Source organism: Alkalilacustris brevis (assembly GCF_003350345.1).
Taxonomy (GTDB): domain Bacteria; phylum Pseudomonadota; class Alphaproteobacteria; order Rhodobacterales; family Rhodobacteraceae; genus Alkalilacustris; species Alkalilacustris brevis.
In genome coordinates this window covers 21513-47865 of record NZ_QNVJ01000014.1, presented here as the reverse complement: position 1 = coordinate 47865, position 26353 = coordinate 21513, and the positions used below count along the sequence as shown (strand labels likewise).

Sequence of the window (26353 nt, the reverse complement as noted above, 5' to 3'; positions counted from 1 at the left end):
TTGCGGCCCGGGCATGCGCCCGCCCGCCCCCCAGGCGGGCGCATCCGCGCCCACCTCGGGCGGCCGCATGCCCTCTGGTCGGAGCTGGACGAGTGCAATTCAACGCAACATGTCTTGGTAGTGTCCTACGGCCCACCGGCGGGCGTTTCGTATTCGTCTGCGGCCGGCAACTGACCGTGCCTTCAATGCTGGGAAACTGCGGGCAGTGCAGATCCGCCCGCAGTCGGTCCATTGCCCGACCAACCCACCGCATTTTGCGGTTGCACCTCCCCGCTGCGGGCGCAACCTTGCCTGCAGGAAAACGGAGTAACCCGCATGGATTTCGACAACCTCATCAACCGGCGCGGCACCCATTCGCAGAAATGGGACATGATGACGGCGCGCTATGACGTGCCTGAAGACACCGGCCTGCCCATGTGGGTGGCCGACATGGATTTCCGTCCGCCTGAATGCGTGCGCGAGGCCCTGCGCGAAATGTGCGACCACGGGGTATTCGGTTATTTCGGCGACGACCGCGCCTATCGCGAAGCGATCTGCTGGTGGATGAAGGAGCGCCACTTCTGGCAGCTCGAGCCCGAGGCGATCTTCACCGCGCACGGGCTGGTCAACGGCACGGCGCTTTGCGTGCAGACCTGGACGCAGCCGGGCGAGGGTGTGGTGCTGTTCACGCCAGTATATCATGCCTTTGCCCGGGTGATCCGCGCCGCCGGGCGGCGGGTGGCCGAATGCCCGCTGGTGCGGGAGGATGGCCGCTATGTCATGGATTTCGACGCCTATGACGACCTGATGCAGGGCGATGAGCGCATGGTGATCCTCTGCTCGCCGCACAATCCCGGTGGGCGCGTCTGGGACGAGGAGGAATTGCAGGCGCTGGCACGGTTCGCCGAGCGCCACGACCTGATCGTGGTGTCGGACGAGATTCACCATGACCTCGTGATGCCGGGGCAGCATCACACCGTCATGGCCAATGCCGCGCCCGAGATCATGGACCGGCTGGTGATGATGACGGCCACGACCAAGACCTTCAACATCGCTGGCGCGCATGTGGGCAACGTGATCCTGCCCGACCCGGAATTGCACGGGCAGTTCGCCAAGACCGTCGCCGCGCTGGGGATTTCGCCCAATTCCTTCGGGATCCACATGGCGACCGCGGCCTACACGCCCGAGGGCGCGGCCTGGGTCGATGCGCTGGTCAAGTATCTCGACGGCAACCGCAAGGTGTTCGACGAGGCGGTGAATGCGATACCGGGGCTGCGTTCCATGCCGTTGGAGGCGACTTACCTTGCCTGGGTCGATTTCGAAGGCACCGGCATGACCGCGCAGGAGTTTATCGGGCGGGTCGAGGGGCGCGCGCAGATCGCCGCCAATCACGGCGAAACCTTCGGCAGTGGTGGCGAGACTTTCCTCCGGTTCAACCTGGGCACGCCGCGCGCGCTGGTGAAGGAAGCCGCCGAGCGCCTGCAACAGGCCTTCGATGACCTTCAGTAGCGGGGCAGCAGCGCCCTGGGGGCATCCTCGGCGCGTTCGAAATCCAGTGCGGGGCGGTCGGAAACACTGGTGTTGCGCTTGAATTCGCAAATGATTTCGCCGTTTTCCTCGCGTGAGGCGACGATCAGGCATTGCAGGATATGCCGCCCGCCCTCATGCACATCGACCAGCCCGCGCAGATGCGGCGTGGTCTCGGAGGCCAGGGCAAAGCCATCTTCCCATACGCGCAGGATCGGATAGACCGCGTCACCCGCATGCAGGCGCAGCCGGGTCTTGCCACGCTGGCGGGCCAGTTTGCGGGCGGCTTCCAGCCCCTCGCGCACGTCTTTGGGCAGATCTTCCAACATCTTCGGGCCCCTCCTCTCCGGCGCAGAATGCCCTGCAAGCCTCTGGCAAACAAGTGAAGAGATAATGACAGGTTCCCCGAATCCCAGCTCGGATTGTGCATTTTTGCGCGGTGGGCTGCGCTCTGGACGGGGTCGCAGTGCGGGGGCGCGCGGCTTATGTTGCCGGATGAAAGGAGTTCACAATGGGCAAGCTTGTTGACGGCACCTGGCAGACCGACTGGTATGATACGGAAAAGACCGGGGGGCGGTTCGTCAGGGATACATCGAAATTCCGCAATTGGGTCACGCCGGACGGCAGCCCCGGCCCCTCGGGCGAGGGGGGCTTCGCCGCCGAGAGCGGGCGCTACCACCTGTATGTATCCTATGCCTGCCCCTGGGCGCACCGGGCGCTGATCTTCCGGGCGATCAAGGGGCTGGAGGATCACATCACCGTCTCTGCCGTGCATCCCGACATGCTGTCCGACGGGTGGGAGTTTCGCGATGATTTCCCCGGCGCCACGGGCGATGATCTCTATGGCAGCCGCTACATGCGCGATATCTACACCCGCGCCAAACCCGACGTTTCGGGCCGGGTGACGGTGCCGGTGCTGTGGGACAAGACGCGCGAAACCATCGTGTCGAACGAATCGGCCGAGATCATCCGCATGTTCAACTCGGCCTTCGACGACATCACCGGCAATCGCGACGACTACTACCCCGCGCCCCTGCGCGACGAAATCGATGCGGTCAACGCGCGTGTCTACGATACGGTCAATAACGGGGTCTACCGCTCTGGTTTCGCCACAACGCAGGAAGCCTATGACGAGGCGGTCACCGCGCTGTTCGAGTCGCTCGACTGGCTGGAGGACAGGCTGGGCAGGCAACGTTACCTGGTCGGCGACCGTGTGACCGAGGCCGACTGGCGGCTGGTAACGACGCTCATGCGCTTCGATTCGGTCTATCACCTGCATTTCAAGTGCAACCGACGGCGGATAATCGACTATCCCAACCTCTGGGGCTACACGCGCGAGCTGTATCAGCGGCCCGGCGTGGCGGCGACAGTGCGGCTGGACCATATCGTGCGGCACTACCACTACAGCCACGACACCATCAATCCCAACCGGATCATCCCGATCAACCCGGTGCTGGATTTTGACGAACCGCACGGGCGCGGGCATCTGCGCGCCGCCTGACGCATCGGCTGCGGGGTTCGTGATTTGGTCATCGGGGCGCGCATTGCTAAGCTTTCGTGGTAATTGGTCCGGAGGTTTTCATGCGCGCCCCGTTTCTTGCCGCGGCTTTAACGATCGCGATCACGCAGGCCGCTGCCTCGGCCCCTTGCGGTGGCGATTTTGGCGCCTTCGTCGATGACCTGGCCGCCGAGGCCGTCGCTGCCGGCCAGCCCCCCGCGACGGTCGCGAGCTTCTTTCAACCGGTCCGTCCTGATCCCGCCGTGCTGCGGGCCGACCGTGCGCAGGGGATCTTTCGCACCGAGTTCACCGATTTTGCCCGACGGCTGATCAGCCAGCACCGTTTGCAGCATGGGCGGCGCAACGGCGAAGTGCACCGGGAAACGCTTGAGCGCGCGCGTCGTGATTACGGGGTTCCGCCGGGCATCCTGCTGGCATTCTGGGCATTCGAGACGGATTTCGGCGCCTTTCAGGGTGACTACAACACTGCCAACGCACTGGTGACGCTGGCCCATGATTGCCGCCGGCCTGAACTGTTTCGCCCGCAGGTTCTGGCCGCCATTGAGCTTTACGCGCGCGGCCAGTTCGACCCGGCCAGGACCAGCGGCGCCTGGGCGGGCGAGATCGGGCAGGTGCAGATGCTGCCCGCCGATATTCTGGAAAGCGGCGTCGATGGCGACGGCGACGGGCGGGTTGACCTGAAAGGGTCTGTGCCAGATGCGCTGCTGTCAGGGGCGAACCTGCTGCGCAATCTCGGCTGGCGCGCGGGTGCGCCGTGGCTGCATGAAGTCACCTTGCCCGATACGCTGGACTGGTCGCTCACCGGGTTGCGCAGCGAGTTGACCGTGGCCGACTGGGTTGCGCTGGGTGTGGAGCCGCGCCACGGCAGCTTGCCCGCCGGCGAGACGCGCGCCTGGGTGTTGGTGCCGCAGGGGCGCCACGGCCCGGCCTTCATGGTGTTTCCCAATTTCCATGTGCTGTTCGAGTGGAACCAAAGTTTTGTCTATGTGGTCACGACGGCCTATTTCGCGACCCGGCTTGAAGGCGCGCCGGTGTTCGATCCGGGCAACCCCGACCCAGGCCTGAACCCCGACGAGATGCGCGAGTTGCAGCGCCGGCTTGAGGCGCGCGGTCACGGAGTGGGCGGAGTTGATGGCATTCTGGGCGCGCGTACCCGCGCCAGCGTGCAGGCCGTGCAACAGGAACTGGGCTTGCCTGCGGATGCATGGCCGACGCGGGCGCTTTTGAACCGGCTTTGAAGTGGGCACCCGAACGTGAACCGGGCGACATTCGGGCGCGTCGCGCGATTCTTCCCTGGCTTGGGCGATTACGCTTCCGGCACGATCGCCCCACCCGATCGGTTCAACCGCTCAGCCCGCCGGCGAGCGTTGGCACCGAAAGCGCGCTGAAGCCGTAGTGGCGCAGCCAGCGCAGGTCGCCTTCAAAGAAGGTGCGCAGGTCGGGGATGCCGTATTTCAGCATGGCGATCCGGTCGATCCCCACGCCAAAGGCAAAGCCCTGCCATTCGTTCGGGTCGATCCCGCCGGCCTGAAGCACCTTGGGGTGCACCATGCCCGAGCCCAGGATCTCCATCCAGTCGTCGCCTTCGCCGATCTTGAGTTGCCCGCCCTGCCACGAGCAGCGGATGTCGACCTCGGCCGAGGGTTCGGTGAACGGAAAATGCGAGGCGCGGAAGCGCAGCTCCACATGATCGACCTCGAAAAAGGCGCGGCAGAATTCCTCCAGCGTCCATTTGAGGTTGGCCATGGAAATGTCGCGGTCGATCGCCAGCCCCTCGACCTGGTGAAACATCGGCGTGTGGGTCTGGTCCATGTCCATGCGATAGACGCGGCCCGGGGCGATCACGCGCAGCGGCGCGCCCTGGTCTTGCATCGCGCGGATCTGCACCGGGCTGGTATGGGTGCGCAGCACATGCGGCGGCGTGTTGTCGCCCTCGCGGCGGTGCATGAAGAATGTGTCGTGTTCCTGGCGCGCTGGGTGTTCGGGCGGGATGTTGAGCGCGTCGAAATTGTACCAGTCGCTTTCCACCTGCGGGCCTTCGGCAACAGAAAAGCCCATATCGGCAAAGATCGCGGTCAACTCGTCCATCACCTGGCTGACCGGGTGGATCGTGCCCATGCGCCGCGGGCGCGCGGGCAGGGTGACATCGAGCCATTCGCCTTTCAGGCGTTCATCCAGTGCGGCATCTTCCAGCGCGGCCTTGCGGGCGCGCAGGGCGGCGTCGATCTCGGTCTTGAGGGCATTGAGCGCTGGGCCGGCCTGCTGGCGCTCCTCTGGCGTCATCTTGCCCAGCTCGCGCATTTTCAGGCTGATTTCGCCCTTCTTGCCAAGCGCGGCCAGCCGCACCGATTCCAGTGCGTCGGGGCTGTCGGCCTGAGCGACCTGTTCAAGATATCTGCTGCGAATTGATGCGATATCGTCCATCTGCCTGCGCGCCCCTGACATTGCGTCCGTTTCGGGGCTCAGGGCGTAGCACAAAGCCCCCCGAATGCAAGCCTGCGGCGGGGGGCTGTCTGCCCCCCGCGCCCCCCGAGGATATTTTCTTCCAAGAAGAAGGGCGTAGGGGGGCCATGTCTGTCAGATATCAAGCAGCACCGAGGCAATGCCGAAATAGGTCAGCACCCCGAGAATATCCGCCATGGATGTCACCAGCGGCCCCGAAGCCGCCGCCGGGTCACGGTTGAACCGGGCAAAGATGAACGGCAGAGACATGCCCATCAGCGACCCCATCAGCACGATCGCGGTCATCGCCAGCGCCACCACTACGGCGATCTCGACCCCGCCGCGCCAGATGCCGATCACCGAGACTGCCAGCGCCATCGTCACCCCAAGCGCCAGCGCGATTGCAAGCTCTCGCGCCAGAAGCCGCCCGAAATCCGAGGGGCGCACATCGTCGGTGGCCAGCGCGCGCACCATCAGCGTGGCTGACTGGGTGCCTGCATTGCCGCCCGAGGCGATCAGCAGCGGCAGGAAGAACAGAAGCGACAGATGCGCTGAGATGATTTCCTCGAAATAGGCGATGCCGGCGCCGGAGAAGATGTTGCCGAAGACCAGCAGCACCAGCCAGTAGATTCGCGCCTTGTAGAGCACGCTGATCGTGGCCTCGGCGACCGATGTCTCAAGCGGGCTGACGAGCGAGCCCTTGTGGAAATCTTCCGTCACTTCGTCGGCGGCGACGTCCATGGCGTCATCGGCGGTGACGATGCCTACCAGGCGGTCGTCCGTGTCGAGGACCGGAAGCGCGATCAGGTCGTAGCGGGCGATCATGCGCGCGGCCTCTTCCTGTTCGGCGTCGGCGCGGATCCAGACCGGCTCGGTGTCCATGATCGAATCGACGCGCTGGCGACGGCGGGCAATCAGCAGGTCGCGCAGGTCGAGCACCCCGATAAGGTGCCGGTCATCATCGACGATATAGGCGGTGTAGACGGTTTCGGCCTCGAGCGCCTGGGCACGCAGGGCCTCCAGGGCCTCGCTCGCGCTCATCTCGGGCTTGAGCGTGGCGTAGTCCGAGGTCATCACCGACCCCACGGTCCATTCCTCGTAGGAGGCGAGGCGCCGCAGGTCGTCGCGCTCGGCCTTGGACAGCGCCGGCAAGAGCGCCTCCTGTGCCTCTTCGTCGAGCTGCTTGAACAGGTCGGCGCGTTCGTCATGGCTCATGGCCGACATCAGCGCGGCCAGTTCGCGCCGGCGCATCTGGGTGGCCACGACAAGTTGCGAAGACGGCTTGAGATAGCCGATAAGTTCGGCCTGGTCGTGCAGGGGCAGCAGGCGCGTGGCGGTCAGCGCCTCGTCGACGTCGAGTTCTTCGAGATAGGCGGCGACATCGGCCAGTTCCTGCGTGATGAGGAATTCGCGCACGGAGTCCGTGTCACCCTCACGCAGAAGCCGGGTGATCTCCAGCGCGACAAAGGCCGCGTCGATGTAGTCGTGCTCGGCATCCGGGTCGAAGCGGAAATCGGCAAGCGAGGTGGGTTTGGTCATCCCCTGTCTCCTGTCCGTCAGATGCGGACGGGGCGGGGAGCGACCTGTTCAGGCCACTTGTCCGCCACGCCGCGATGTCGTGGCTGTCATGGCGCACGGGTCGCCGATTTCGGGTGCGGGGTCGGCCAGTTGACCCCGACTTGAACTCTCGTCCATGTCGCTTCCGGTTGAGGCGCCCCGCCGGGATGGGGGCTGGCCCCGGATTAGGTGCGGGGGGCGCGGTTGTCAATTCCGCAGCTGCGGTTGCGTGCCGCAATTCTCTTGACGCGCGGCTTGCGAATGATCTAGGCGGTGAGCATTCCGGTCCATCGCTTTCGGGTGATGGTGAAAAGGGAATCCGGTGTGGCCCGCAAGGGCCGAAGCCGGAGCTGCCCCCGCAACTGTGAGCGGCGAGCGGTGCCTCCATATGCCACTGACCACCTGGTCGGGAAGGCGAGGCAACCGCGACGACCCGCAAGCCAGGAGACCTGCCGGAATGATCACCCTACCCGGGCGCGGGGCGCGCCATGGGAGCGGTCGAGCCGCAGCGGTGACGAGAAGCGCCGTCTGCGGAGTGGGAACGTCCCTCCGCAAGACATCCACATCTTGATCCAGGGTGCGCCTGCGCACCTCATGAGGGACATCAAAAACATGAAACAAAACCGGCTTTCCCGATCCATCATCGCCCTGGTCGCCCTGCCGCTGGCTGCAACTGGCGCGGCACAGGCCCAGGAGCAGGCTTTCGCGCTGGACGAGATCACCGTCTTCGCCAACCTCACCCCCACGGGGCTTGAGCGCACAGGCTCAAGCGTCACCGTGGTCACCGAAGAAGACCTCGCGGCCTCGGGCGACGTGCTGGTTTCGGATTACCTGAACCGGATGGCGGGGGTCACGGTAGCACGCACTGGCCCGCCGGGATCGTCCACAGCGCTGCGGATGCGCGGCGCGCACCAGCGCTATGTTGCGGTCTATATCGACGGTGTGCTTGTCAATGATCCCTCGTCGCCGGAATCCGCGGTCAATTTCGGCACGCTGACCACGGCCGATGTGGGCCGGATCGAGGTTCTGCGCGGGTCGCAATCGGCGCTTTATGGTGGCTCGGCCGTAGGCGGGGTCATCAACATCACGAGCCGTAGCAATGATGGCCCCGGCATCAGCCAGAGCGCCGGAATCGAGGGCGGCAGCTATGGCACGCTCTCTACGCGCTACGGCTTCACCAATCGCGGCGAGCGCGGCGAGGTCAGCCTCAACGCCAGCCATTTCCGCAGCGACGGCTTTTCGGCTGTCGAGGGCGGCGCGCCCGACGGGTTTGAGGCCACGCGGCTGAGTTTTTCGGCCCGGCACCGGATGACCGATGATCTGACGCTGGGATTCTCGGGCTTTGCGCAGCGATCGCGCGCGGATTACGACGACTGGCCCGTTGATGAAGAGTTTGAAGAACGCCGCCGCGAGCTTGGCGCAAGGCTGTTTGCCGAGGTCGAGGCGGGCGCAGTGAGCCATGTCTTCGACATCACAGCCTATCGTATCCGGCGCGAGGACCGTGACCTTGGCGCCGGAACCGCCCCCGACCGCTTCAAAGGCACGCGGATCGGCGCGAGCTATCAGGGCACGGCGCAGACCAGCCCGGACCTGACCCTGTCATGGGGTGCCGACATCCGTCGCGAGACAACAAGCGGTGTCGCCCCGTGGACGGGCTATCCGCGCTACCGCGAAACCATAGCGGGCATCTTCGCCGAGGCTCAGTGGGCAGCGACGTCGGAGATTGATATTTCCGTGACCGGTCGTGTTGATCGCCATTCCGACTTCGGCACCTTCCCAACCGGGCGGATGGCGATGGCGTGGCGGCCTGCTGATGGGCTGACACTGCGGGCTGCCGTTTCGAACGGGTATCGCGCGCCGGCATCGGGTGAACGCTTCGGCCCCTTCGGCAACCCTGACCTCGAGGCCGAAACCAGCCGCAGCGCCGAAATTGGTGCCGAATACGCCTTCGCCGGGGGCGTGCGGCTTTCGGGAACGCTTTTCGTGCTGCGCACCGATGACGAGATTCATGGCTTTCCGCCTGAGAATGTGGAAAGCACGCGCCGCCGCGGACTGGAACTGGCTGGCAGCTTGCCGCTGGGCGAACGCATCATGCTTCACGGCGCATACACATATATTGATGCCGAAATCACCGCGGGAACGCGCAGCGGCCAACGCCTTTCGCGCGTGCCGCGTCATGATCTGTCGCTGAGCCTGGATGCCGAGCTCGCCGAGCGACTGCACGGTACGCTTACGGTGCAGCATGTGGCTGATAGGCGCGATACTTTGCCAATCTGCACTCCGGGTTGCATTACCGGACCGCTGCCCGACTACACCGTGGCCAACGTCAGCCTGCGTTACGAACTCACCCCGCAGGCCGATCTGACGCTGCGTGTCGATAACCTGTTCAATCGGCAATATCAGCAGGTCGCGGGCTATGGCACTTCGGACCGGGCATTCTATGCCGGGGTCGCGGCGCGGTTCTGACGAAGGAAAGGTGGGGCGCGATGCGGGCACGGGCAGGCATAGCGGCAGCAACCGGCGCCCGGCATTGGCTGGGCGGGCTGCTGCTGGCGCCCTGGCTGGCTTGCGCCGCGCTTGCCGGCGCTCGGGACGCGCCGCCACAGCGGGTGGTGTCGCTCAATGTCTGCACCGACCAGTTGGCGATGCTGCTGGCCGCGCCGGGACAGTTGGTAGCGGTGTCGCGGCTGGCGCGCGACCCGCATGCGTCGGCCATGAGCGTCGAGGCCGAGGGCTATGCCACTACCCCCGGCGGGGCGGAGGACGTGTTTCGCCTGAACCCCGATCTGGTGCTGGCGGGCAGCTATACCACCCATCACGCCACGGCAATGTTGCGCCGCCTTGGCGTGCCGGTGGCCGAGTTCACCCCGACCCGCGATTTCGATGGCATCCGCGCGGACATCCTGCGCGTCGGCGCGCTGCTGGGGCGCGAAGACGCCGCCGAGGCTATTCTGGCCGCGTTCGACGCTGAATTGGCGGCCCTGCGCGCCGATGCGCCTGACGACCCGCCGCGCGCAGTGCTTTATTCGGCCAACAGCTGGTCGTCGGGCGAGGCCACGCTGGCCGGTGCGATCCTGCGCAGCGCGGGCTTTGTCAATGCCGCCGCCGAGGCCGGGCTGGCTTATGGCGGCACCTTGCCGCTGGAACAACTCATCATGCTGGCGCCCGATGCGGTGATAACCGGCACACGCTACGGCGGCAGCTCGCGCGCCGAGGCGGTGCTGGACCATCCGGCGCTGCGCAGCTTTACCGATACGCGCGCACTCTTGCCGCTTAGCGACGCCGACTGGGTCTGCGGCACGCCCTATGTGCTGCGCGCCATCGCCCGGCTGCGCGCCGCACGCGAGGCCCTGCCATGACCGCGCTGCGCTTTCCGTTGCTGATGGCGCTGCTGGGGGCGCTGGTGCTGGTGCTGTTCGTGCTGTCGATGGCCTTCGGGCCGGCGGGGTTGACGCCGGGCCAGAGCGCCGCGGCCCTGCTGGGTGGCGAGGCGGGCGCGGCGGAAACGCTGGTGATGCGCGAAATTCGCCTGCCGCGCGCGTCTCTCGCGGTGCTGGTGGGGGCGACGCTGGGGCTTTCGGGGGCGGCGTTACAGGGGTATCTGCGCAATCCGCTGGCCGAGCCGGGGTTGATCGGGGTGTCGGGATCGGCGGCGCTGGGCGCGGTGTTGGCGCTGCAGACCGGGCTGGCGGCGGCCTTCGCGCTGGCGCTGCCGTTGATGGCGCTGGGCGGCGCGGTGCTGGCGGTGCTGGTGCTCTTGTTGCTGGCGGGGCCGGGGGGCGGGGCGTTCACGCTGATCCTGGCCGGCATCGCGATTTCGGCGCTGGCGGGGGCGCTGGTGTCGCTGGTGCTGAATCTCTCGCCCAACCCGTTCGCGGCGACCGAGATGGTTTTCTGGATGATGGGGTCGCTGGCAGATCGCTCGTTCCTGCATGTCTGGCTGGCGGCGCCTTTCGTGGCGCTGGGCGGGGTGATGTTGCTGGCGCTGGGCCGGGGCCTTGATGCGCTGACCCTGGGCGAGGATGCGGCGGCAGCGCTGGGCATCGGGCTGGCGCGGCTGCGGCTGGTGCTGGTGCTGGGCGTGGCGGCGGGCGTGGGGGCGGCCACGGCGGTGGCAGGCGCGATCGGCTTTGTCGGGCTGGTGGTGCCGCATCTGTTGCGCCCGCTGGTGGGGGCGCAGCCCTCGCGGCTGCTATGGGCGTCGATGCTGGGCGGCGCGGCGATGGTGCTGGCGGCTGATATCGCCGTGCGGCTGATCGCGCCCGAGCGCGACCTCAAGCTGGGCGTGCTGACTGCCATTGTCGGCGCGCCGCTTTTCCTGCATCTGATCTGGCGCACGCGGAGGGAGGGGCTATGACATTGCTTTCCCTCGAGAACCTTACCGTCCGACGCGGCGCGTGCCCGGTGGTCGATGAGGTGACCCTTTCGGTTGGCCGGGGCGCGTTCGTGGGGCTGATCGGACCCAATGGTGCGGGCAAGACCAGCCTGATGCGCGCGGCGTTGGGGCTGTTGCCGCATGAAGGGCGCTCGAACCTTGCCACGATGCTGCCTGAGGTCCGCGCGCGCCACGCCGCCTGGCTGCCGCAAATGCGCGAAATCGCCTGGCCCGTCAGCGTCGAGGCGCTGGTGCGACTGGGCCGCACGCCGCACCGCCGTGCCGGCGGGCAGGAGGCCGACCACCGCGCCGTCGCGAATGCCCTTGCCCGGATGGGGCTGGACGGGTTCAAGGATCGCCGCGCGACCGAGCTGTCGGGCGGCGAGCAGGCGCGGGTGCTGATCGCCCGTGCGCTGGCGCAGGAAACGTCGCTCCTGTTGGCGGATGAGCCGATTGCCGGGCTGGACCCCGCGCATCAGCTTGGTGCGATGGAGGTCTTTGCCGCGCTCGCCGACGAGGGGCGCACGGTGGTTGCCGCGCTGCATGACCTGGGGCAGGCGGCGCGTTTTTGCACCCGGCTGGTGATGATGCACCAAGGCCGCGTGGCGGCCGACGGGCTGCCCGCCAAGGTGCTGTCGCCTGGGCGGTTGGCCGAGGTATTCGGCATCCGCGCGCAAATGATCGACACGCCCCACGGCCCCCTTTTCCAGCCATTGGAGCGCCTGACATGAGCCTGCGCCGCTTCCCTCCCGAACGCATTGTCTGCCTGACCGAGGAAACCGTCGAAACCCTGTATATGCTGGGCGAGGACGCGCGCATCGTCGGTGTGACCGGCTATGCCGTGCGCCCGCCGCAAGTGCGGCGCGAAAAGCCGCGCGTGGGGGCCTTCACCAGCGCCGACATTGCCAAGATCCAGGCGCTCGATCCCGATCTGGTGCTGGTGTTTTGTGACATCCAGGCCGATATCGCCGCGCAGCTTATCCGCGCCGGCCTCAGCGTGCATGCCTTCAACCAGCGCGACATTGCCGGCATTCTGGCGATGATCCGCACGCTGGGGGCGCTGGTGGGGTGCCCGCGCCGGGCCGCGCGGCTGGCGGCGCATTTCGAGGCCCGGCTTGCCGAGGAGCCGCAGCATGACGCCCCCGCCGCACCCCGTCCGCGCGTCTATTTCGAGGAATGGGATGACCCGCTGATCACCGGAGTGGGCTGGGTGTCTGAACTGATCGAGCGCGCGGGCGGCGAGGATTGCTTTGCCCATCTGCGCCATGAACAGGCCGCGCGCGACCGCATCATCCCGCCCGAGGCCGTGATCGCGGCTGCGCCCGATGTCATCATCGCCTCGTGGTGTGGCAAGAAGGTGCGCCCGGAAAAGATCGCCGCGCGCCCCGGCTGGCAGGTGGTCCCCGCTGTGCGGCAGGGCCAGATCCACGAAATCAAATCGCCGCTGATCCTGCAGCCGGGGCCTGCGGCGCTGACCGACGGGTTCGATGCGCTTTGCACGATCATCGCCAATGCCACGCAGAAGGAGGCCGCGACATGAACGCGATTGCCGGGTTGTGGGAATTTCTGGACCGCGGCGGCGTGGTGATCTGGATCATCGCCGCACTATCGGTGGCGACGCTTTCGATTGCCTTGTGGAAGCTCTGGCGCCTGATGATGACCGGGGCCTGGGGGGGCGGCGCGCGGGCCGAGGCGGCGCTGGCGCTCTGGGTCGGCGGGCAGGGCGAGGCCGCGCAGGCCGCGTTGCAGGGGCGCGCGGGGCTGCGCGGGCGACTGGCGCTGAGCGCGATGCAGGCCGCCGCGACCCTGCCCGATGCGGCCGCGCGCGAGGAAACCGCCCGCATCGCCCGCAAGCTGATGGAGAAGGCCCGGCGCGGGTTGCGCGCGCTGGAACTCAGCGCCACCATCGCCCCGCTTCTGGGCCTTCTCGGCACGGTGATCGGCATGATCGCGGCGTTCCAGGCGTTGCAGGAGGCCGGCGCGCGGGCCGATCCTGCCACCCTGGCCGGCGGCATATGGGAGGCGCTTCTGACCACGGCGGCGGGTATGTCGGTGGCGATCCTGGCTTCGCTGGTGCTCAGCTGGTTCGACGCGGTGACCGAACGCCTGGGCCATGACATGGAAGACATCGCCACCCGCGTCTTTCTGGCCCGGCTGCGGGCGCGTGAAGGGGGGGCGTGATGCTGTCGCTGCCCGCCCCTGTGCGCCGCAAGCCCGGCCTGACACCGATGATCGATGTGGTGTTTCTTCTGCTGGTGTTCTTCATGCTGGCCGCGCGCTTCGGGCTGGAGGGTGCTCTGGAGCTTGCCTTGCCCGGCAGCGCCGAGGCCGAGGCCTGGCAGGGCCCGCCGCGGCTGGTCGAGGTGCTGCCCGAGGGCGTCACCTTGAATGGCGCCCCGGCTGACGAGGCCGCGCTGGCCGGGGCACTTGCGCCGCTGATGGCTGACAACGCCGACCCGGTGCTTCTGCGCGCGGGTGAAGGGGCGGCGGTGCAGCGCGTCGTCGCGGTGATCGAGGCGCTGGGCGAGGCCGGGCTGACCCGGCTCGTTCTGGTCGAATAGGAGGGCGTGCATCATGCAGATATTCGCCAGACCCCGTCCGCGCCCGGCGCGTGAGTCCGCCGTGCCGATGATCAACATCGTGTTCCTGCTGCTGATCTTCTTCCTGATGTCGGCGCAGATCGCCCCGCCCGAGCCGTTCGACGTATCGCCGCCCGAGGCGCAGACGCAGCTGCCCGAGGCCGGGCGCGACCCGGACGCGCTCTATCTAGGGGCGGATGGGCGGCTGGCCTTTGGGCCGGCTCGCGACGAAGCCGTCTGGCCCGCGCTGGCGGCGCGTGATGAGGCCCCGCTTGTGCTGCGCGTGGACGCGGCGGCGCCGGGGGCGGAACTCGCGGCGGTGCTGGCGCGGCTGTCGGGGCTGGGGATTGCGCGGGTCTCGCTGATCACGCAGGGCGGGGGGCCAGGGTGATGCGCGGCGTCTTTCAGGCGGTTCCCTTTATTGCGCTGGCGCTGGCGGCGCATGTCGCGCTGGCGTTGGGTTTGCAGGGGCAGATGGGCGCGCAAAGCAGCGGCGCGGGTGGCGCAGCGCTGGTGTCGATCGAGGCCGCGCCGGCCAGATATGCTGCGCTGGCCGAGGAATGGCAGCGCCCGCCGCAGGCCATAACAGGGCCTGTCACTGAGGCGCCCGCGTCACCGGCGCCGGCAGACATGGCGCCTGCCGTGCAGCATGATCGCGAGCCCGCACCGCAGTCTCTTGATGCGCCTGCTGCCCTGCCGTCGCTGCTGCGGGCTGAGGCACCTTTACCCGCACCTGGCCCGCTTGCTGCGGCCGCATATGACAGGCCCGCCGCCCCGGCGAATGCCCCCGCTGCGCCAAGCTCGCCGCAATCGCGCCCCGATCCGGCATCGCCGCCTGTCCAAACCGCGCCGCAGCAGCCCAGGGCTGCGGCGTCGGGATCCGATGCCGCGCCGGATACCACGCCGCGCGCGCCCCCGGTCGAGTTGGCCGAGGCACGCCCCGGGGATGCTCGCCCGCGTCCGCGCCCCGCGCAACAGGCCGCTGCCGCCAGCTCGGCGCCCAGGCCGCAACAGGCCGCGCGCGGCGCGGGCGACGGCCCGGCAGCGGGCCAACGGGCCGAACCCGCCCCTGCGGCCACTCTCTCGCAGGCCCAGCGGAACAGCTACCTGGCAAGCTGGGGCGGCGGTATTCGCGCGCAGGTCGAACGGCGCAAAAGCTATCCCGACAACCTGCGCCGTGCACGCATCGGCGGCACCGCGACCGTGGCGCTCGAGGTGGGGCGCGATGGCCGGCTGATGACGGCGGGGCTGGCGGCCAGTTCGGGCCATGCCGGACTGGACCGCGCGGCGCTGGATGCCGTGCGCGGGGCCGGGCGGTTCCCGTCGGCCCCGTCGGCGTTGACGGCGGCGTCCTACAGCTTCACCTTGCCGATCAGCTTTCAGCCCTGAGCATGCCCCTGCAAGCCGCTTGATCTGGGCCGCGTTGTCGGGCAGGGCAGAGGCAACGTATTGCGAAGCCCGGAGGCCCGCCCGTGAAGATTGCCCATCGCTCGCTCCTGCCGCCCGCGCCGCCGCTGGTGATTGCCGAGATCGGCATCAACCATGGCGGCGATCTGGAGGTCGCCAAGCACATGGTCAGACTGGCGGCAGCCGCCGGTTGCGAATGCGTCAAGCACCAAACCCATATCGTCGAAGACGAGATGACCGAAGAGGCCAAGGGTATCTTTCCGCCCAATGCCGATGTCTCGATCTGGGAGGTGATGGAACGCTGCGCGCTGTCGCGCGAGGACGAAATCGCGCTGAAGGCCCATGCCGAAAGCCTTGGGCTGATCTACCTGTCCACCCCGTTTTCGCGGGCGGCTGCGGATTTCCTGGACGAGATCGGCGTGCCGGCCTTCAAGATCGGCTCGGGCGAGGCCGACAACCTGCCGCTGATCCGCCATATCGCGGCCAAGGGGAGGCCGGTGATCCTGTCGACGGGGATGCAGACGATCCAAAGCCTGGCGCGCTCGGTCGCGATCCTGGACGAGGCGGGCATAGATTACGCGCTGCTGGAATGTACCAATCTATATCCGTCACCGCCCGAGATTGTCTCGCTCAAGGGGGTCACCGAGCTGCAGCGCGCCTTTCCGGGGGCTGTGGTGGGGTTCTCCGACCATTCCATCGGCCCCGAGATGGCGTTGGCGGCCGTTGCGCTGGGCGCGCGCGTGCTTGAGCGGCACTTCACCGACAGCCGCTATCGGCAGGGGCCGGATATTCCCTGCTCGATGGACCCGGCCGAATTGCGCCGCCTGATCGACCGCTCCGCCGAGATCGCCATCGCGCTGCACAATGAAAAACAGCGCACCGCGCCGGAAGAAGACGTCTATCGCTTTGCCCGTGCGAGCGTGGTGGCCGAGCGCGATCTGCCCGAAGGCCATGTGATTACCGAGGCCGACATCTGGGCGCGCCGCCCCGGCTCGGGCGAGATCGCGGGCTATGACTTCGACAAGGTGGTCGGGCGAAAGCTGACCCGCCCGGTCAGGCGCAACCAGCAGCTACGCTGGGCCGATCTGGGGTGATGGCGCGGCGGGGTTGGCGCCGGCCCGGCAAAGCGGGCGGGCGCGCGTCAGACCAGCCGGCCGTGGCAATGCTTGAACTTCTTGCCTGATCCGCAAGGGCAGGGGTCGTTGCGGCCGGGGTTGCCCCAGGTTTCGGGGCGGGTCTCATCGAAACCCTCGACCAGCGGTTCGGGCGCAATGCCATCGTTTTCGGCGGCAACCTTCATCGATTGCTGCTGCAGCGCGATCTGGCGCACCATCGCTTCCTGCTCTTCCTTGCTGAGCGGGCGGATCTGCGCAAGTTTCTGCGCCACATCGACCCGCAGCGCATTGAGCATGGATTCGAACAGCGTGAAGGCTTCGGTCTTGTATTCGTTGAGCGGGTCGCGCTGCGCATAGCCGCGGAAGCCCACGACCGAACGCAGGTGTTCCAGCGTGACCAGATGTTCGCGCCACTTGGTGTCGATTGTCTGCAGCAGAAGCTGCTTTTCGATCGTGCGCATGGTGCCGTCGCCGAAGGCCTCGGTCTTGTCGGCCATGAACTTGTCCGAGGCCTCATAGAGCCGTTCGCGCACGACCTCCTGATCGACACCGTCTTCCTCGGCCCAGTCGTCGACCGGCACGTCGATGCCCAGCTTTTCTTTGAGTTGCTCGTGCAGCGCTTCGGCCTCCCACTGCTCGGCATAGGACTTGGGCGGCATGTATTCGTCAACGAGGTCGTCGATGACCTGGTGGCGCATGTCCTGCACGATTTCCGACAGATCCTCGGCGCGCATGATCTCGAGCCGCTGGCCGAAGATCACGCGGCGCTGGTCATTCATCACGTCGTCGAACTTGAGCAACTGCTTGCGGATGTCGAAATTGCGCGCCTCGACCTTGGCCTGGGCCTTTTCCAGAGACTTGTTGACCCAGGGGTGAACGATGGCCTCGCCTTCCTTCATACCCAAGGTCGAAAGCACCTTGTCCAGCCTGTCCGAGCCGAAGATCCGCATCAGGTCATCCTCGAGCGACAGGAAGAAGGCCGAACGCCCCGGGTCGCCCTGCCGGCCCGAGCGGCCGCGCAACTGGTTGTCGATGCGGCGGCTCTCATGCCGTTCGGTGGCCAGAACGAAAAGCCCGCCGGCCTCGAGCACCTTTGCCTTTTCCTCGGCGACCTCGGCCTCGACCTGCTTGCGCACCTCATCGGGGCTGGCCTCCGGGTCGGCGGCAAGGGCTTCAAGCACCTTCATGTCCACATTGCCGCCAAGCTGGATATCGGTGCCGCGACCGGCCATGTTGGTGGCGATCGTCACCGCGCCCAGCCGTCCGGCTTCGGCCACGATCTGGGCCTCCTTTTCGTGCTGGCGGGCATTGAGCACGTTGTGCGGGATGCCTTCCTTCTCGAGCATCTCCGACAGGAATTCCGACTTCTCGATCGAGGTGGTGCCCACCAGGACTGGCTGGCCCTTTTCATGCGCTGTCTTGATTTCGGCCAGAATGCCGTCGAATTTCTCGCGCGCGGTGCGATAGACCTGATCGTGATCGTCAATCCGGGCAATCGGCATGTTGGTTGGAATCTCCACCACGCCCAGCCCGTAGATTTCGCGAAATTCCTCGGCCTCGGTGCTGGCGGTGCCGGTCATGCCGGCAAGCTTTTCGTAAAGCCGGAAATAGTTCTGGAAGGTCACGCTGGCCAGCGTCACGTTCTCGGGCTGGATCGCCACGCCTTCCTTGGCCTCGATGGCCTGGTGCAGCCCGTCCGACAGCCGCCGCCCGGCCATCATGCGCCCGGTGAATTCGTCGATCAGCACGACCTGGCCGTCGCGCACGATGTAATGCTGGTCCTTGAGGAACAGCTTGTGCGCGCGCAGGGCCTGGGTGACATGGTGCACGATGGTGGTCGATTCCGGATCATAGAGTGACTGATCCTCGGGCAGGATGCCGGCCTCGTGCAGCTTCTGCTCGATGAACTCGTTGCCCTCGTCGGTATAGGTGACGTTGCGGGTCTTTTCGTCGAGGCTGAAATGCTCTTCCTCGATGTCGGGCACCAGCTTGTCGATGGCGGTGTAGAGGTCGGAGCGGTCCTCGCTGGGGCCTGAAATGATGAGCGGGGTGCGCGCCTCGTCGATCAGGATCGAGTCGACCTCGTCGACGATGGCGTAGAAATGCGGACGCTGCATCATCTGGTCCAGTTCCGCCTTCATGTTGTCGCGCAGGTAGTCGAAGCCCAGCTCGTTATTGGTGGCATAGGTGACGTCGGCGCCGTAGGCGTCCTTCTTCTCGGATTCGGGCTGCTGAGGGTAGATCACGCCAGTGGTCATGCCCAGCCGCGCATAGACCTTGCCCATCCACTCCGCGTCACGCTTGGCCAGATAGTCGTTGACCGTGACAATATGAACGCCCTTGCCCGCCAGCGCGTTCAGATAGGCGGGAAACGTGGCGACCAGGGTCTTGCCCTCGCCGGTCTTCATTTCGGCGATGTTGCCGCGATGCAGGAAGATACCGCCGATCAACTGCACGTCAAAGGCGCGCAGCCCCAGCGCGCGCCAGGCCGCTTCGCGGCAATTGGCGAAGGCTTCGGGCAACAGATCATCAAGCGTTTCGCCCTCGGCGTAGCGCTTTTTCAGTTCGTCGGTCTTGGCGGTCAACTCGGCGTTCGAGCGCGCCTTGCATTCTGCCTCCAACGCGTTGATCTGCTCGACTATCGGGCGCACGGCCTTGATCTTGCGATCATTCGGCGTGCCGAAGACCTTACGGGTAATCGCTCCAAAGCCTAGCATTGCATCTCCGCGTGGCAGGGCCTGACGAAATGGTGCGGTATGAGCGGGTTGCCCGCCCCGGCCCGCTTCCATATGAACGGCCATGAGAATGTCGGCTGGCCCCGCGAGTGCAAGACCATGCAGCGATGTAAGGGGCTGTCTGCAAAGTGTCAACGTCGCGGCCCCGGTGTGAAAAGCCCGGTGCGCTGCGAATACAGGAAAGGACTGCACATGAAACGCATGAGTATGGCAATGGCGGGTCTCGCCGTGGCGCTGGCAGCGTCCAATGCCCAGGCCGAAACGCCGGTGGCGGACACTGTCGTGGCCGAGGTGAACGGGCACAGCATCACTCTGGGGCACATGATCGCCATGCGGGCCCGTCTGCCTGAGCAGTTCCAGTCCGTCGACGACGAAGTGCTTTTCGAGGGCATTCTCGATCAGCTTGTCGAACAGTCCGCGCTGGCGCAAGAGGCCGGCGACGCCATCGGTCGGCGTGCGCAGATCGACCTGGACAACATGACGCGCGAGATTGTCGCCAACAGCCTGCTGACCCGCGCGGTCGAGGCGGAAGTGACTGAAGAAGCCATCGAAGGCGCCTATGCCGAGCGCTATCTCGATGGCGACCCGCAGACCGAGTTCAATGCCGCGCATATCCTTGTCGAGACCGAGGGCGAGGCACAGGATCTGCGCGTGCAGCTTCTTGACGGGGCCGAGTTCGCCGACCTGGCGCGCGAACATTCGCGCGACCCCGGTTCGGGCGCCAATGGCGGCGATCTGGGCTGGTTCGGCCTGGGCATGATGGTCGAGCCGTTCGAGAACGCAGTGGTTGCGCTTGAGCCGGGCGAGATTTCAGACCCCGTGCAAAGCCAGTTCGGCTGGCACCTGATCCGGCTGAACGAAACCCGCGCGCAAGAGGCGCCCGCGCTTGAAGCGGTGCGCGCGCAGCTTGTGGGCGAGTTGCAGCAGGAAGTCGTGCGCAATCGCATTGCCGAGGCCCGCGAATCCGCCCAGATCACCCTCTCCGCCGAGGGGATTGACCCCGCTCTGCTTCGCGAGCAAACACTGCTCGACGATTGACCCCACGGAGAGACGGGTATGTCCAGCCGCGAACAGGCCGATAGCTGGGAATCCAGGGCCAGGGCCCTGGCGGCCACGGTAAGCAAACTGAAATCGCGGCTGCGTAAGCTGCAAGGCGCGCTGCCGGAAGACGCGGCAGCGCCGCCGGTGTCTCCCTTGGCGCCGCCCGCCTTTCCCGATCTGCCGTTGATTGACGGGGTGGAGTTTGCCTCGGCTGCGGCGGCGGTGCGCTACAAGGGGCGCGACGACGTGATGCTGGTGCGCCTTGCGCCGGGCAGCGCCGTGGCGGGGGTATTCACCCGCTCGGCCACCCGCGCGGCGCCGGTGCTCGACTGTCAGGCCAAGCTGGCTGCGCAGGCCGATCTTGAGGCCGGCGCCGCGATCCTCGTCAATTCCGGCAACGCCAATGCCTTCACCGGTGTTGCGGGGCTTGAGGCTGTCGCGGCGGTGACATCGCAGGCGGCGCAGGCGCTGGGCCTGCCGGCCTCACGGGTTTTCTCGGCCTCGACCGGGGTGATCGGCGAGCCGCTGCCGCATGCGCGAATCACCGCCAAGCTCGATGAGCTGCGCGCGCGGCTTTCGCCTGCGGGTATTGCCGCCGCCGCCCGCGCGATCATGACCACCGACACATTTCCCAAGGGCGCAGGCGCCGAGATCGACATCGGGGGCCAGGCCGTGCGCATCGCCGGCATTGCCAAGGGCTCGGGCATGATCGCGCCCGACATGGCGACCATGCTGGTCTATATCTTTACTGATGCGACCATCGCGCCGGGCCTGCTGCAGGACATGCTGGGGCGGCTCAATGCGCGCAGCTTCAACTGCATCACCGTGGACAGCGACACCTCGACGTCGGATTCGCTGATGCTGGCGGCCACCGGGCGCAGCGCGGCGCCGGCCATCGACCAGCCCGGAAGCAAACCTGCTGCGGCCTTCGAGGCGGCGCTTGAGAAAGTCATGCTCGACCTTGCACATCAAGTGGTGCGCGACGGCGAGGGCGCGACCAAATTCGTCGAGGTGGCCGTGACCGGCGCGCAGGACGACGACGACGCCCACCGCGTTGGCATGGCGATCGCCAATTCGCCCCTGGTCAAGACCGCGATCGCCGGCGAAGATCCGAACTGGGGCCGCGTCGTGATGGCGGTGGGAAAATCCGGCGCGGCGGCTGACCGCGACCGTCTGGCCATCCGTTTCGGCGACATCAAGGTGGCCGAAGCCGGCCAGCGCAGCGAAAGCTACAGCGAAGAAGACGCCGCGGCCTACATGAAGCGTGCCGAACTGGTGATCGGCGTCGATCTGGGGCTGGGCGAGGGGCGTGCGACCGTCTGGACCTGCGACCTGACGCATCGTTACATCGACATCAATGCCGACTACCGGTCCTGATATGTCGCGCCAGACCTGGGAAAAGCGGCTGGTGCTGGTGGCGGCGGTGGCGCTGATCGACGTGGATGGCCGCGTGCTGCTGGCGCAGCGCCCCGAAGGCAAGGCTATGGCGGGCCTTTGGGAATTTCCCGGCGGCAAGATCGAGCCGGGCGAGACCCCCGAGACCGCGCTGATCCGCGAGCTGCACGAGGAACTGGGGATCGACACCTGGGAAAGCTGCCTCGCGCCGCTCAGCTTTGCCAGCCATGGCTATGCCGATTTCCACCTGCTGATGCCGCTGTTCGCCTGCCGCAAGTGGCAGGGCCAGCCGCAGCCGCGCGAGGCGCAGGCACTCAAATGGGTGCGCCCGGCCGATCTGCGCAGCTATCCGATGCCGGAGGCCGACCTGCCGCTGATCCCAGTCTTGCGCGACTGGTTGTGACGGAAGGGTTGCGATCGGGAGCCCGCAGGGTTGAGCGCGGGCGCCTCTGGCCGTTGTCCGGTATGCCTTCGGCGAGGATATTTTCGCCAAGAAGATGAGGCGGGTGTGCGATAATGAATTCTGTGGCCCGAGCCGAGTTGCATGATCGGCCCATCACCGGCATATAGCGGCGAGGCCGTTTCTGGAGCGTGGCATGAACTATCTCGAATTCGAAAAGCCTCTGGCCGAGATCGAGGGCAAGGCCGAGGAACTGCGGGCGATGGCGCGCGCCAATCCCGAGATGGATGTGGAGCGCGAGGCGCAGGCGCTCGACCGCAAGGCCGAGGCACTGCTCAGGGATCTTTACAAGGGCCTCTCGGCCTGGCGGAAATGCCAGGTGGCGCGGCACCCGGACCGGCCTCATTGTCGTGACTATATCGAGACGCTTTTCACCGAATTCACGCCGCTGGCGGGGGATCGCAATTTTGCCGACGACCATGCCATCATGGGTGGGCTGGCGCGGTTCAATGATCGTCCTGTCGTGGTGATCGGGCAGGAAAAGGGCCACGACACCAAGAGCCGGATCGAGCGCAATTTCGGCATGGCGCGGCCCGAGGGCTATCGCAAGGCGATCCGGTTGATGGATCTGGCACATCGTTTCGGGCTGCCGGTGATCACGCTGATCGACACGCCCGGCGCCTATCCCGGCAAGGGGGCCGAGGAGCGGGGCCAGTCGGAGGCGATTGCCCGTTCGACCCAGAAATGCCTGGAGGTCGCGGTGCCGCTGGTTTCGGTGGTGATCGGCGAAGGGGGTTCAGGCGGTGCGGTGGCGCTGGCCACGGCCAACCGGCTGGCGATGCTGGAGCATTCTGTCTACTCGGTGATCAGCCCGGAAGGTTGTGCCTCGATCCTGTGGAAGGATGCCGAGAAAATGCGTGAGGCGGCCGAGGCGTTGCGCCTGACCGCGCAGGATCTGCACAAGCTGGGCGTGGCCGACCGGATCATTCCTGAGCCGCTGGGCGGTGCGCAGCGTGGACGCGAGGCCACTGTCGAAGCCGTGGGCAAGGCCATTGCCGCAATGCTGAAGGAGCTTGACGGCAAGGACGGCGCGGCACTCGTGACCGACCGGCGCGCCAAGTTCCTGAACATTGGCGCGCGCGGGCTGGCGGCCTGAGCCATTCACCACATGGTTTTCGTGGCGCGTGCGGCCCAGGCGGTGTCGTAGCCTTCGGCGTCGAAATCGCCCTCTGCCGCCTGGCGCAGCATCTCGCCCGCGCTGGGCAGGCCGGTGGAGTCGTCCTGGCCGTTCCAGAGACCTGCGCGCATCATTGCGCGGGCGCACTGGAAATAGACCTCGGTGATGGTGAAGATCAGCACGCTGCGCGGCTGTCGGTCGCCCCGGGCAAAGCTGGCCAACAGCGCCTCGTCGGCGGTGATCTTGGCGCGCCCGTTGGCCCGCAGGACATTGTTCGACCCCGGCACCATGAACATCAGCGAGGCGCGCCCATCCGCGACGATGTTGCGCAGCGAGTCGATGCGGTCATTGCCGCGCCAGTCGGGCAGCAGCAGGGTTGCGGCATCCTGCACGCGCACCACCGGCCGGTCATCGCCGCGCGGGCTGGAATCGATGCCTTCGGGGCCGGCCGTGGAAAGGATGCAGAAACGGCTGCGTTCAACCCATGCGCGGTAGGCCGGTGTCAGGCGCGGTGTGACCTTGGCGCGCGCGGCCTCGCGCGGGGTGTCATAGAGTGCGTCCAGCGCGGCGGCGCTTTCGATGCGTTTCATGTCTGCCCATCCTTGTGAAAACCCGCCTCGGCCATCAGCCTGTCAGAGGCGGACTCGATGCGATCCTCGAGCGTGGCCATGAAAGGCTTGACCTCCAGCCCCGGCTCGATCGCGGGGAGGAACTCGACCACCGCGAGGCCGGGTTTGCGCATGATCCCGCGCCTGGGCCAGAACACGCCGACATTGCAGGCAACCGGCACGCAGGGTTGCCCAAGTTCCTGATAAAGCAGCCCGGTGCCGATCTTGTAGGGGCGGGTGGCGCCGGGCGCTACGCGGGTTCCCTGCGGATAGATCACCAGTTGCCCCTGTGTCTGTTTGCTCTGTGCCCCGCTGTCTTGCGCGGCGTCCTCGAGCATTTGACGAATGGCCCGCCCGCGCTTGCCCCTGTCCACCGCCACGCAGCCGACGCGCCGCGCGTACCAGCCGAGGATTGGCACGCGGTTGAGTTCCTTCTTCATCACGAAACGCGGGCGGGGCAGTTCGCTGAAAAGGATGATGATGTCGAAAAAGCTCTGATGTTTGGCGGCGACCAGCACCGCGCCGCCGGGCACCTCGCCACGCACCTCCGAGCGCAGGCCGACCATCCAGCGCGCGCTCCAGCGGACCCAGCGGCACCAGCAGCGGATTCCGGCAAGGGCGCCGCGCTGGCTGGCGATGGCCCAGGGCGTGAAGAACAGCGCTATGAGCGCCATCATCAGATACATCTGCCCGATGAACACAAGCGAGCGCGTCCATTGCAGCGCGTGGGCCATCACATAAGCCCCCTCAGCACGCGGAAAGCTGCCGCGCGAGTGGCCGCGAAGGCGACAATCGCGGCCAGCGGCGGGATCGTCAGCGGCCAGAGCCAGCCCGCCCCGCGAAAGCTCAGCCCGGTGAGAAAGGCGCCGGCCGCGTCGGCCTCGGGCAGCAGTGCTATTGCAAGCATCCCCGCCGCCGTGCCCGCCGCTGCCCCGGCCAGCGCCCGCCGCGTGAACCGACGCACGAAGGCCCGCGCGATATAGGTGTCGCGCGCACCCACAAGCCTGAGCACCCGTATCACCTGCGCATTGGCGGCCAGCGAGGCATTGGCGGCCAGCGTGATCATCGCCGCCGTTGCCCCCGCAATCACCAGTACCGCTGTCAGGCCCAGCATTCGCAATCTGTCGGCCGCCGCCACGAGCGGCTCGCGCCAGCGGGTGTGATCGTCGAGCACCGCGCCGGGCGCTTCGCCGGCCAGACGCATCCGCAGGCCTGCGGCGTCGAATCCGGCGCTGTCTTCGGTGATCTCGACCAGCCGGGGCAGCGGCAGGGCCTCGACCGGCAGGTCGGGGCCGAACCAGGGCTCCAGCAGGGCGCGCTGCTCGGCATCGTCCATCACCCGGGCCGAGGCGACGCCGGGCGTGGTGCGCAGCACGGCAAGCACGGCCTCGGTCTGGGCGGTCATCTGTTCGGCCGGGGCCGATATGCGGATCGTCGCGGTCTGCGCGAGCGAGCTTTGCCAGCGATCGGCCAGCCGCCCCGAAGCCAGCGACAGCGCCACCGCGAACACCGCCAGGAACGCCATCGCCGCAGCGGTGAAGCCGGTGAGCCGCGCGGTATAGCCCGAGGGTGGCACCACGCGGTCGGCGGCGGTGTCGGAGGAAAGGCGGAGGAGCAGGGTCACAGGTCGGCTCCGGCGAGTTGCACGTTGCCGCCCGAGATACGCAGGACACGGGCGGGAACCTGTGCTTTGGCGGTGCGGATCAGGGCAAGGTCATGGGTGGCAATCAGCACGGTCTTGCCCATCCTGTTCAGTTCCACCAGCAGGGTCAGCAGCCTGAGCGACATCTCCCAGTCGAGGTTGCCGGTGGGTTCGTCGGCCAGGATGACATCGGGCGCGGTGATGATGGCGCGGGCCAGTGCGGCGCGCTGGCGCTCGCCCCCCGAAAGCGAGGGCGGCAGCGCCGCGGCCTGCTCGGCCAGCCCGACCCAGGCGAGAAGTTCGCCGATATCGGCGCCCACGTCTTGCGGGGTGCGCCCGGCAACGGCTAGCGGCAGAGCCACGTTTTCCGATACCGGCAGGTGATCGAGAAACTGGCAGTCCTGATGCACGATCCCGATGCGGCGGCGCGCAAGGGCGATGTCGTCGCGGCTCATGCGACGCAGGCTGCTGCCGAAGATGTTTACATCGCCCCGGCTGGGCATCAATTCGCCGTAGCACAGTTTGAGAAAGGTGGTCTTGCCTGCCCCGGAAGGGCCCGTCAGGAAGAAGAATGCCCCCGGCGAAAGCGTCAGCGATACCTCGGCGAACAGATCTCCGCCGCCATAGCCGTGTGCCACTTTCGCAAGCTCGATCATCGGGTTCCTGTCTGCCTGTGGCGGTGGGGCGTATCGTGCGCCGTCATCGTGACCACCCCCGCTGATGTCATGCCCCGGAATGCTGCGGGTTTCAATTGCCAGGGTTGACCGGGTGGTGGCCCGCGGGGCGCGGGGTGTCTTGCAGGTCACGCCAGATGACGTTGGCGCGCGGCGGCTCTTGGAGAAAGCTCGTGGTCTT

25 protein-coding genes and 1 riboswitch are annotated in these 26353 nt (G+C 66.9%); of the genes, 17 read left to right on the top strand and 8 right to left on the bottom strand.

The window, feature by feature from the left end:
• Nucleotides 1-315 precede the first annotated feature (315 nt).
• Nucleotides 316-1488: a MalY/PatB family protein gene (locus DQ229_RS02055; protein ID WP_114964618.1), complete on the top strand. Its 1173-nt coding sequence runs from the start codon at nt 316-318 to the stop codon at nt 1486-1488.
• Here the strand turns inward: DQ229_RS02055 and DQ229_RS02050 are convergent.
• Nucleotides 1482-1835 carry a hypothetical protein gene (locus DQ229_RS02050; protein WP_114964617.1) on the bottom strand — a complete coding sequence of 118 codons (354 nt, stop codon included), beginning with the start codon at nt 1833-1835 and terminating at the stop codon, nt 1482-1484. The two genes, DQ229_RS02055 and DQ229_RS02050, sit on opposite strands and share 7 nt — an antisense overlap.
• A gap of 182 nt (nt 1836-2017) precedes the next feature.
• On the opposite strand from DQ229_RS02050, the gene DQ229_RS02045 reads away from it, so the two are divergent.
• Nucleotides 2018-3007: a glutathione S-transferase family protein gene (locus tag DQ229_RS02045; RefSeq protein ID WP_114964616.1), complete on the top strand. Its 990-nt coding sequence runs from the start codon at nt 2018-2020 to the stop codon at nt 3005-3007.
• 80 nt (nt 3008-3087) lie between these two features.
• The gene (locus DQ229_RS02040; protein WP_114964615.1) at nt 3088-4263 is read left to right on the top strand and encodes a lytic murein transglycosylase; all 1176 of its coding nucleotides are present in this window, start codon (nt 3088-3090) and stop codon (nt 4261-4263) included.
• A 103-nt stretch (nt 4264-4366) separates the two neighbouring features.
• On the opposite strand, the gene pheS is transcribed toward DQ229_RS02040, so the two are convergent.
• Together pheS and mgtE are read right to left on the bottom strand one after the other, a co-directional pair.
• Complete coding sequence (pheS, locus tag DQ229_RS02035; protein WP_114964614.1) at nt 4367-5449, bottom strand: phenylalanine--tRNA ligase subunit alpha; 1083 nt, start codon at nt 5447-5449, stop codon at nt 4367-4369.
• A 153-nt stretch (nt 5450-5602) separates the two neighbouring features.
• Complete coding sequence (mgtE, locus tag DQ229_RS02030; protein WP_114964613.1) at nt 5603-7006, bottom strand: magnesium transporter; 1404 nt, start codon at nt 7004-7006, stop codon at nt 5603-5605.
• A 284-nt stretch (nt 7007-7290) separates the two neighbouring features.
• A riboswitch (cobalamin riboswitch) is annotated at nt 7291-7495 on the top strand.
• Between the two features lie 123 nt (nt 7496-7618).
• Between mgtE and DQ229_RS02025 the strand changes: the two genes are divergently transcribed.
• The 10 genes from DQ229_RS02025 (at nt 7619) to DQ229_RS01980 (ending at nt 16479) form a co-directional block, all read left to right on the top strand.
• Nucleotides 7619-9490, top strand: a complete 1872-nt coding sequence (locus tag DQ229_RS02025; protein WP_114964612.1) for a TonB-dependent receptor plug domain-containing protein — start codon at nt 7619-7621, stop codon at nt 9488-9490.
• A gap of 20 nt (nt 9491-9510) precedes the next feature.
• Complete coding sequence (locus DQ229_RS02020) at nt 9511-10383, top strand: ABC transporter substrate-binding protein (RefSeq protein ID WP_114964611.1); 873 nt, start codon at nt 9511-9513, stop codon at nt 10381-10383.
• Nucleotides 10384-10388: 5 nt separating this feature from the next.
• Nucleotides 10389-11381 carry a FecCD family ABC transporter permease gene (locus DQ229_RS02015; protein WP_238380923.1) on the top strand — a complete coding sequence of 331 codons (993 nt, stop codon included), beginning with the start codon at nt 10389-10391 and terminating at the stop codon, nt 11379-11381.
• On the top strand, nt 11378-12130 hold the full coding sequence (locus DQ229_RS02010; protein ID WP_114964609.1) for an ABC transporter ATP-binding protein: 753 nt from the start codon (nt 11378-11380) through the stop codon (nt 12128-12130). The genes DQ229_RS02015 and DQ229_RS02010 overlap by 4 nt, the downstream gene beginning before the upstream one ends.
• The gene (locus DQ229_RS02005) at nt 12127-12939 is read left to right on the top strand and encodes a cobalamin-binding protein (RefSeq protein WP_202909491.1); all 813 of its coding nucleotides are present in this window, start codon (nt 12127-12129) and stop codon (nt 12937-12939) included. The genes DQ229_RS02010 and DQ229_RS02005 overlap by 4 nt, the downstream gene beginning before the upstream one ends.
• The gene (locus DQ229_RS02000) at nt 12936-13580 is read left to right on the top strand and encodes a MotA/TolQ/ExbB proton channel family protein (protein WP_114964608.1); all 645 of its coding nucleotides are present in this window, start codon (nt 12936-12938) and stop codon (nt 13578-13580) included. Before DQ229_RS02005 ends, DQ229_RS02000 begins: the two co-directional genes overlap by 4 nt.
• Nucleotides 13580-13960 (top strand): ExbD/TolR family protein, encoded by a 381-nt coding sequence (locus DQ229_RS01995; RefSeq protein ID WP_114964607.1) that lies wholly within the window; start codon nt 13580-13582, stop codon nt 13958-13960. Before DQ229_RS02000 ends, DQ229_RS01995 begins: the two co-directional genes overlap by 1 nt.
• Nucleotides 13961-13973: 13 nt before the next feature.
• The gene (locus DQ229_RS01990; RefSeq protein ID WP_114964606.1) at nt 13974-14369 is read left to right on the top strand and encodes an ExbD/TolR family protein; all 396 of its coding nucleotides are present in this window, start codon (nt 13974-13976) and stop codon (nt 14367-14369) included.
• Entirely contained in the window at nt 14369-15367 is a 999-nt protein-coding gene (locus DQ229_RS01985; RefSeq protein WP_114964605.1) for an energy transducer TonB, read from the top strand. Before DQ229_RS01990 ends, DQ229_RS01985 begins: the two co-directional genes overlap by 1 nt.
• Before the next feature lie 83 nt (nt 15368-15450).
• A complete protein-coding gene (locus tag DQ229_RS01980) occupies nt 15451-16479 on the top strand; it encodes an N-acetylneuraminate synthase family protein (protein WP_114964604.1) in 1029 nt (342 codons plus the stop codon).
• Nucleotides 16480-16526: 47 nt separating this feature from the next.
• Here the strand turns inward: DQ229_RS01980 and secA are convergent, their stop codons facing one another.
• Nucleotides 16527-19217: a preprotein translocase subunit SecA gene (gene secA / locus DQ229_RS01975; protein ID WP_114964603.1), complete on the bottom strand. Its 2691-nt coding sequence runs from the start codon at nt 19215-19217 to the stop codon at nt 16527-16529.
• Between the two features lie 210 nt (nt 19218-19427).
• Between secA and DQ229_RS01970 the strand changes: the two genes are divergently transcribed.
• The 4 genes from DQ229_RS01970 (at nt 19428) to DQ229_RS01955 (ending at nt 23227) form a co-directional block, all read left to right on the top strand.
• The gene (locus DQ229_RS01970; RefSeq protein WP_114964602.1) at nt 19428-20273 is read left to right on the top strand and encodes a peptidylprolyl isomerase; all 846 of its coding nucleotides are present in this window, start codon (nt 19428-19430) and stop codon (nt 20271-20273) included.
• An 18-nt stretch (nt 20274-20291) separates the two neighbouring features.
• Nucleotides 20292-21653, top strand: a complete 1362-nt coding sequence (gene argJ, locus DQ229_RS01965; RefSeq protein ID WP_114964601.1) for a bifunctional glutamate N-acetyltransferase/amino-acid acetyltransferase ArgJ — start codon at nt 20292-20294, stop codon at nt 21651-21653.
• Between the two features lies 1 nt (nt 21654).
• Nucleotides 21655-22074, top strand: coding sequence for a (deoxy)nucleoside triphosphate pyrophosphohydrolase (locus tag DQ229_RS01960; RefSeq protein ID WP_114964600.1), 420 nt, complete (start codon nt 21655-21657; stop codon nt 22072-22074).
• A gap of 193 nt (nt 22075-22267) precedes the next feature.
• Entirely contained in the window at nt 22268-23227 is a 960-nt protein-coding gene (locus DQ229_RS01955; protein WP_114964599.1) for an acetyl-CoA carboxylase carboxyltransferase subunit alpha, read from the top strand.
• 5 nt (nt 23228-23232) lie between these two features.
• Here DQ229_RS01955 and DQ229_RS01950 read toward each other — a convergent pair whose 3' ends face one another.
• From DQ229_RS01950 to DQ229_RS01935, 4 genes are read right to left on the bottom strand one after another with little or no spacing between them, the layout of a single operon-like run.
• A complete protein-coding gene (locus DQ229_RS01950) occupies nt 23233-23838 on the bottom strand; it encodes a pyridoxamine 5'-phosphate oxidase family protein (RefSeq protein WP_114964598.1) in 606 nt (201 codons plus the stop codon).
• Nucleotides 23835-24590, bottom strand: a complete 756-nt coding sequence (locus tag DQ229_RS01945) for a lysophospholipid acyltransferase family protein (protein WP_114964597.1) — start codon at nt 24588-24590, stop codon at nt 23835-23837. Before DQ229_RS01945 ends, DQ229_RS01950 begins: the two co-directional genes overlap by 4 nt.
• Nucleotides 24590-25480: a cell division protein FtsX gene (locus tag DQ229_RS01940; protein WP_114964596.1), complete on the bottom strand. Its 891-nt coding sequence runs from the start codon at nt 25478-25480 to the stop codon at nt 24590-24592. The genes DQ229_RS01945 and DQ229_RS01940 overlap by 1 nt, the downstream gene beginning before the upstream one ends.
• Nucleotides 25477-26154, bottom strand: coding sequence for a cell division ATP-binding protein FtsE (locus DQ229_RS01935; RefSeq protein WP_114964595.1), 678 nt, complete (start codon nt 26152-26154; stop codon nt 25477-25479). The genes DQ229_RS01940 and DQ229_RS01935 overlap by 4 nt, the downstream gene beginning before the upstream one ends.
• Between the last annotated feature and the right edge of the window lie 199 nt (nt 26155-26353).